This window comes from Celerinatantimonas sediminis, assembly GCF_046054195.1.
GTDB lineage: Bacteria > Pseudomonadota > Gammaproteobacteria > Enterobacterales > Celerinatantimonadaceae > Celerinatantimonas.
On record NZ_JBEQCS010000043.1, the window covers coordinates 1 to 1,191 of the forward strand.

The 1,191-nt window shown below is 44.5% G+C and carries 2 protein-coding genes; both read left to right on the forward strand.

Features of this window, described 5'->3' with window-relative positions; genetic code table 11:
• Positions 1 to 642 precede the first annotated feature (642 nt).
• On the forward strand, positions 643 to 885 hold the full coding sequence (locus ABTQ23_RS21115) for a type II toxin-antitoxin system RelB/DinJ family antitoxin (RefSeq protein ID WP_408617740.1): 243 nt from the start codon (positions 643 to 645) through the stop codon (positions 883 to 885).
• Positions 875 to 1,162 (forward strand): type II toxin-antitoxin system RelE family toxin, encoded by a 288-nt coding sequence (locus ABTQ23_RS21120; RefSeq protein WP_408617741.1) that lies wholly within the window; start codon positions 875 to 877, stop codon positions 1,160 to 1,162. The genes ABTQ23_RS21115 and ABTQ23_RS21120 overlap by 11 nt, the downstream gene beginning before the upstream one ends.
• The last annotated feature ends 29 nt before the right edge of the window (positions 1,163 to 1,191 follow it).

Consider the following 1,191-nt stretch of genomic DNA (forward strand, 5'->3'; position numbering starts at 1 on the left):
GACCGAAAAAATGACCGTGGGCGGCCATTTTCTCTTGGCCCCACTTTGGGAAGCGGGGCCATCGATTCAACCCCGAAACCTTTTTATCTGTTTCGAACGCGAGCGTTCGAGAGCCACCGATCCGGCGCCAATTAAAATTGGCTGGTTTCGGCAGCGACGGATAAAGATTTGGGCGGCACACCTGACGCAGTTGCACTGCTATCGGGTAAAGCCAGTCATAGCAAGGCTTCAGAGCATAACACGGGGTTTGGTTGAGGTGTTATGGTGATCCCGGATAAAGCCAGTACCCACAAGGGCTCAAGGCATAACACGTACGGCTCTTTTTTCTGTCACTGAAAAGATCCAAAAACAGGCTTTTAAGCGTGAATTTTGGTGAAGTGTGAAACCGGTTTTAGCACCCTCTCAAACGGCCTCAAAAGCGTTATAAACTTTCAGGCGGTTTCGATGGGTATCTGCCTAGGTTTAGGTGTGAAAATAGCGCTGTGGGTCGCTGAGTGGCGAGAAAGGGGCAAAACAATGGCTATTCTTGGCTATTTACCATAATGACCGTTTTGCGAAGTATTTTTATGGGAAAATTGATATTTTTTCTGGATTTTTCCCGTTATAATGTAATGACAAATGTATTTACAAAAAGGAACGTTTATGGCGTCTATTAATATTCGGATTGACGATGAGTTGAAGCAGAAATCCTTTGCCGAACTGGAAAAACTGGGGGTTACTCCTTCCGAAGTGATCCGTCAGACATTGGCATATGTCGCAGAACAACAGAAATTACCATTTCAGTCGGTTTTATTGACCGATGAAGATGCCGATCTGATTGCGATTGCGAAAGAACGTCTGTTATCACCGAAGAAAGGGATAAAGGTATCGCTTGATGACTTATGAGTTAGAGTTTGATCCTCGAGCTTGGAAAGAATGGAAGAAACTTGGTGCAACCGTACAACAGCAGTTTAAAAAGAAATTAGCTGAGGTTGTGAAAGCGCCCCGAATCGAAGCAAATCGACTTCGTGAGCTCCCTGATTGCTACAAGATTAAACTGCGGTCATCGGGGTTTCGTTTGGTTTATCAGGTTCGTGAAGAAGTGATTACTGTATTTGTCTTATCTGTTGGCAAACGAGAACAAAACAAGGCATATGACAATGCCAGTAAACGAATAGATTAAAGACTCGCCTATCCAAGAGATAGACGAGT